Genomic DNA, 5,806 nt, shown 5'->3' with positions numbered 1-5,806 from the left:
GCAGCCGGTGCCGACGTGGCCGGGCGGGGCGTTCCAGAGGCTCGGCCAGGATGTTGACGCAGCGGGCCTCGATCTCGGCGGTCTGCGGGTACTCGTCCTTGTCGATCATGTTCTTGTCGAGGCACTCGTTCATCAGGCGGTGCACGGCGTCGTCCGACCAGGTGGTGCAGAAGGTGGCCAGGTTCTGGGCGGCGTTGCCGTCGAGGAGCAGCTCGTTGTGCAGGAGGGAGTAGACGACCTCGGCGGGCGAGTGGTCGTCGGGGATCCGGTACTTCGGGAGGACCTGGCCGCTCAGGGCGGACGCGAACACGTCCGTCCCGTCGTCCCGGGCGTGCGTGTCCTTCGTCTGATGAAGAGCCATATCCGGACTATAGGGGCAAACTGCCATACATTCCGGCTCCGGAAACCCTGGAAAGCCGGTCGTGCGGGGCGGCTTCCGGCACCGCTTCCGGCCGACTACGGGGTGTGACCCCCTCCATAGGGACCCCCGCCGGACCGAAAAAATTACCGTCGAGTAGTATTTCATCCGCAGATCTTCCCGTCCGGACCACTGGAGCCGGTCCGGACGGGAAGATCGCCCAAATGGTTCTATATAGAACTTATCCGCCGATGTCCGGATAGCGGTCAACTGTCGTACGGGCACTGATAGTTCTTCCGCCATGAACAAGATCACCCGCCGGCAGGCCTTGGGCACCACTGCCGGCGCACTCACCGTCCTCGGCATCGCGGGCGCCACCGCGCACGCCGCCGCCACCGACTCCCGCGCCGCCACCACCCCGGCCGGCACCGTCGACGAGGTGTACCAGGGCCGCCGCATCCAGATATCCCCCGCCACCGGCGGCGGTCACCACGGCGGCCACCACGGCGGCACCGGAATGCCGACCGTCCGCATAGACGGCCGCGAGCTGCACGTCATGCGCAACGCCGACGGCACCTGGATCAGCGTCGTCAACCACTACGAGACCTTCGCCGACCCCGCGTCGCTCGCCCGGGCCGCCGTGCGCGAGCTCCAGGGCGCCCAGCTCGCCCCGATGCAGATGGGCGGCATGTGATGGCAGTCCGCAAGAACCAGGCCACGCTGACCGCCGAGGAGAAGCGCGCCTTCACCAACGCGCTGCTCGAACTGAAGCGCACCGGCCGCTACGACCGCTTCGTCACCACCCACAACGGCTTCATCATGAGCGACACCGACTCGGGCGACCGGGTGGGCCACCGCTCCCCCTCGTTCCTCCCCTGGCACCGCCGCTTTCTGCTGGAGTTCGAAGCGGCTCTTCAGGCGGTGGACAAGAGCGTCTCGCTCCCGTACTGGGACTGGACCGCCGACCGCACCTCCCGCTCCTCCCTCTGGGCCGCCGACTTCCTCGGCGGCACCGGCCGCGCCCGCGACGGGCAGGTCATGGACGGCCCCTTCGCCTACGCGACGGGCAAGTGGGAGATAGCGGTCCGCGTCGACGGCCGCTCCTACCTGCGGCGCGCGCTCGGCGAGGGCGTCGCCCAGCTGCCGACCCGTGCCGAGGTGGACGCCGTACTGGCCATGCCGGTCTACGACATGGCCCCCTGGAACAGCTCCTCGGGCGGCTTCCGCAACAACCTGGAGGGCTGGCGCGGCGCCAACCTCCACAACCGGGTGCACGTGTGGGTCGGCGGCCAGATGGCCACCGGAGTCTCCCCCAACGACCCGGTCTTCTGGATGCACCACGCCTTCGTGGACAAGCTCTGGGCGGACTGGCAGGCGAAGAACCCGAACTCGACCTACCTCCCGGCCGCCGGCACCCCGAACGTGGTCGACCTGCGCGACACGATGCGGCCGTGGAACGACGTGACCCCGGCCGACATGCTCGACCACCGGAAGTTCTACACGTTCGACACCGAGCCGGCCGCCGCCAGCCAGCGGTAGTGCAGTTCGGGGCGGCCGACCTGGCCGTACCGGGGCGTACGGTCCGCGCGCCCGGTGTCCACCAGGTGCTCCAGGTACCGGCGGGCGGTGATCCGCGAGATCCCGGCCGCCTCGGCCGCCCCCGCGGCGGTCAGCCCCCCGGGCGCCGCCCGCAGCAGCGCCGCGACCCGGTCCAGGGTCGGGGCGCTGAGTCCTTTGGGCAGCTGGGCCGAGGCGGGCGCGCGCAGTGCGGCGAGCGCCCGGTCCACGTCGTCCTGGCCCGCCGCCTCACCGGCGGCGGCCCGGAACTCGGCGTAGCGGAGAAGCCGTTCGCGCAGGGTGGGGAAGGCGAAGGGCTTGAGCACGTACTGCACCACCCCCAGCGACACGCTCTCGCGGACCATGGCCAGGTCCCGCGCCGAGGTCACCGCGATCACGTCGGCGGGGTGCCCGGCCGCCCGCAGCCCGCGTGCGAAACGCAGCCCGTGGCCGTCGGGCAGGGTGAGGTCGAGCAGCAGCAGGTCGACGTGGGTGCGTTCCAGCACCCGGGTGGCCTCGGCCAGGGAGTGGACCGCCGCCACCGCGGTGAAGCCGGGCACCCGGCCGACGTAGAGCGCGTGCGCGTCGGCGGCGACGGGGTCGTCCTCGACGACGAGGACCCGCACCGGCCCGCTCACGCCGCACCGCCCGCGAGCGGGAGCCGCGCGGTGAACGCCGCTCCGCCGCCGGGAGCGTCGCCGGCCTCCACCGAGCCGCCGTGCCGGTGGACCACCTGCCGGACCAGGGCCAGGCCCAGGCCCCGCCCCTCCCCCTTGCCCGACCAGCCCCGCCGGAAGACGTCCGCCCCCTCGGGCAGGCCCGGCCCGTTGTCCGCGACCCGCAGCAGCAGCCCGGCCGCGTCCCGGCGCACGGTGACGGTGATCCGCCCGCCCGGTACCCCCGTCAGGGCGTCGAGGGCGTTGTCGACGAGGTTCCCGAGCACCGTCACCAGGTCCCGGGCCGGCGGCACCCCCGGCCCCGCCTCGATCGCCCCGCACTCCGGGGTGACGACCAGCTCGATGCCGCGCTCGTGCGCCTGGGCGGCCTTGCCGAGCAGCAGGGCGACCAGCACCGGCTCGCCCACGGCGGCGACGACCTCGTCGGTCAGCGCCTGGGCCAGCTCCAGTTCGGCGGTGGCGAACTCCACCGCCTCCTCGCTGCGGCCCAGTTCGATCAGGGAGACCACGGTGTGGAGCCGGTTGGCCGCCTCGTGCGCCTGGGAGCGCAGGGCCTGGGTGAACCCGCGCTCGTGGTCCAGTTCCCCGGCCAGCACCTGGAGTTCGGTGTGGTCCCGCAGGGTGACCACGGTGCCCCGGCGGCCGCCGCCGGCCACCGGAGAGCTGTTGACGACGAGCACCCGCTCCGCGCTCAGGTGCACCTCGTCCACCCGGGGCCGGTCGGCGAGCAGCGCCCCGGTGAGCGGTGCGGGCAGGCCCAGGTCGGCGACACCGCGGCCGGTGACCTCCCCGCGCAGGCCGAGCAGTTCGCGGCCCGCGTCGTTGATGAGGGTGATCCTGCGGTGGCCGTCGAGCATCAGCAGCCCTTCCCGGACCCCGTGCAGGGCCGCCTGGTGGTAGTCGTACATCCGGCTCAGCCCGGCGGCGTCCATGCCGTGGGTGTGGCGGCGCAGCCGGGCGTTGACCACGTACGTACCCACCGCGCCGAGGGCCAGTGCCCCGGCGGCCACCCAGGCGAGGGCGGTGAGCTGCGCCGCGAGGCGGGCGCTGATGGCCCGGACGGTGATCCCCGCGCTGACCAGGCCGATGACGGAGCCGTCCGCGTCCCGGAGCGGGGTGACCACGCGGATGGAGGGGCCGAGAGTGCCGGTGTAGGTCTCGCTGAAGGTGGCGCCGCGCAGGGCCGGGGCGGTGTTGCCGAGGAAGCGCTCGCCGATGCGGCGCGGGTCGGGGTGGGTCCAGCGCCGCCCGTCCGGGGCCATGATCGTCACGAAGTCCACGCCGGAGTCGGTGCGCACCCGCTCCGCGTAGGGCTGGAGCTCGGCGGAAGGATCGGCTCCGGGCGGGCCGGCGCGTACGGCCTCGCGTACGGAGGGCGAGTACGCGACGGCCCGGGCCACCGCTCCCGCCTGCCGCCGGGCGGCGTCCTCGGCCTGGTCGCGGGCGGTGGCGTACGCGAAGACCGCGCAGCCGGCGACGACGAGCGCGACCAGCAGGACCTGCATCGCGAAGAGCTGGCCGGCGAGGCTGCGGGGCGGCCGGGGGAAGCGGAACATGGCGCTCAGTGTGCACCGGGCCGTGAACTCAATGAACGCAAGGGTGACCGGGGTCACAGGCTGGGCGATGGTCTCCCGGAACGACCTCACCACCCAGGAGCGCGACATGGCCGCCAGACGCGACAGAACCCACTACCTCTACATCGCGGTGATCGCCGCGGTGCTCCTCGGCATCGCCGTCGGCTTCGCCGCACCCGGCGTGGCCGTGGAGCTCAAGCCGCTGGGCACCGGCTTCGTGAACCTCATCAAGATGATGATCTCGCCCGTGATCTTCTGCACGATCGTGCTGGGCATCGGGTCGGTCCGCAAGGCCGCCAAGGTCGGCGCCGTGGGCGGGCTCGCCCTCGGCTACTTCATGGTGATGTCCACGGTGGCCCTGGCCATCGGGCTGCTGGTGGGGAACCTGCTGGAGCCGGGCAGCGGACTGCACCTGACCGAGGCGGCGGCACGGGCCGGCGAGGCGCAGGCCAAGGCGGGCGGGGCGGAGAGCACCCAGGAGTTCCTCCTGGGGATCATCCCGACCACCCTGGTCTCCGCCTTCACCGGGGGCGAGGTGCTCCAGACGCTGCTGGTGGCACTGCTGTGCGGGTTCGCGCTCCAGGCCATGGGCCCGGCGGGCGAGCCGGTGCTGCGCGGGATCGGGCACCTGCAGAAGCTGGTGTTCCGCGTACTGGCGATGATCATGTGGGTGGCGCCCGTCGGTGCCTTCGGAGCGATCGCGGCGGTGGTCGGGGCGACCGGGATCGACGCGCTGAAGTCCCTCGCGGTCATCATGATCGGCTTCTACACCACCTGTCTGCTCTTCGTCTTCGTGGTGCTGGGCACCCTGCTGCGGCTCTGCACGGGTGTCAGCGTCTTCGCGCTGCTGCGCTACCTGGGCCGGGAGTTCCTGCTGATCCTGTCGACCTCCTCCTCCGAGTCGGCACTGCCGCGGCTGATCGCGAAGATGGAACACCTGGGCGTCTCCCGCCCGGTCACCGGCATCACCGTGCCGACGGGCTACTCGTTCAACCTGGACGGGACCGCCATCTACCTCACCATGTCCTCGCTCTTCGTCGCGGAGGCGATGGGCAAGCCCCTGGCCCTGGGCGAGCAGGTCTCGCTGCTGCTCTTCATGATCGTGGCCTCCAAGGGCGCGGCCGGGGTCACCGGCGCGGGCCTCGCCACCCTGGCGGGCGGCCTCCAGTCGCACCGGCCCGAACTCGTCGACGGGGTGGGCCTGATCGTCGGCATCGACCGCTTCATGAGCGAGGCGCGGGCCCTGACGAACTTCGCGGGCAACGCCGTGGCCACCGTCCTGATCGGGACGTGGACGAAGGAGTTCGACCGCGAGCGGGCCGCCGAAGTCCTGGCCGGGCGGCTGCCCTTCGACGAGACCACGCTGGTGGACGACGGCCACGCGGCGCCCGGTGAACCCGCCCCGCCGGCGGTGCCCGGTCCGGCGGCCGGCCCCAAGGACGGTGTGCCGGCGGCCTGAGCCTCCGGGCCCCGCACACCCGCGGGTTCCGGCCGGGCAGGGCTCGCCCCCACGGTGCCCAGCCCGGCCGGACCGCGCCTCAAACGCCCACGAACGGCCGCGAACCGCCACTTTCGGCCATGTGATCTTCAACTCTGCTGCGCTAAAAGGTACTTCCCTCAGGGGCGGCGCGTCTGACATC

5 protein-coding genes and 1 pseudogene are annotated in these 5,806 nt (G+C 72.5%); 3 read left to right on the top strand and 3 right to left on the bottom strand.

Annotation, left to right across the window (positions count from 1 at the left end; all coding sequences use genetic code 11):
• Positions 1-361 (bottom strand): annotated as a pseudogene (locus SSNG_RS31255) (pyridoxal-dependent decarboxylase); the annotation flags it as partial.
• 298 nt (positions 362-659) lie between these two features.
• On the opposite strand from SSNG_RS31255, the gene SSNG_RS31250 reads away from it, so the two are divergent.
• Entirely contained in the window at positions 660-1,052 is a 393-nt protein-coding gene (locus tag SSNG_RS31250) for a tyrosinase family oxidase copper chaperone (protein ID WP_007267951.1), read from the top strand.
• A complete protein-coding gene (locus tag SSNG_RS31245) occupies positions 1,052-1,897 on the top strand; it encodes a tyrosinase family protein (protein ID WP_007267950.1) in 846 nt (281 codons plus the stop codon). The genes SSNG_RS31250 and SSNG_RS31245 overlap by 1 nt, the downstream gene beginning before the upstream one ends.
• Here the strand turns inward: SSNG_RS31245 and SSNG_RS31240 are convergent.
• Both SSNG_RS31240 and SSNG_RS31235 read right to left on the bottom strand, forming a co-directional pair.
• A complete protein-coding gene (locus tag SSNG_RS31240) occupies positions 1,855-2,553 on the bottom strand; it encodes a response regulator (protein WP_042802419.1) in 699 nt (232 codons plus the stop codon). The genes SSNG_RS31245 and SSNG_RS31240 overlap by 43 nt on opposite strands.
• Positions 2,550-4,148: a sensor histidine kinase gene (locus tag SSNG_RS31235; protein WP_042802417.1), complete on the bottom strand. Its 1,599-nt coding sequence runs from the start codon at positions 4,146-4,148 to the stop codon at positions 2,550-2,552. The genes SSNG_RS31240 and SSNG_RS31235 overlap by 4 nt, the downstream gene beginning before the upstream one ends.
• A 106-nt stretch (positions 4,149-4,254) precedes the next feature.
• On the opposite strand from SSNG_RS31235, the gene SSNG_RS31230 reads away from it, so the two are divergent.
• A complete protein-coding gene (locus SSNG_RS31230; protein ID WP_042804413.1) occupies positions 4,255-5,625 on the top strand; it encodes a cation:dicarboxylase symporter family transporter in 1,371 nt (456 codons plus the stop codon).
• The last annotated feature ends 181 nt before the right edge of the window (positions 5,626-5,806 follow it).

It is taken from the genome of Streptomyces sp. C (assembly GCF_000158895.1).
GTDB lineage: Bacteria > Actinomycetota > Actinomycetes > Streptomycetales > Streptomycetaceae > Streptomyces > Streptomyces racemochromogenes.
Note: the sequence above shows the minus strand (reverse complement) of the source record. Positions and strands in the feature narration are given on the sequence as shown.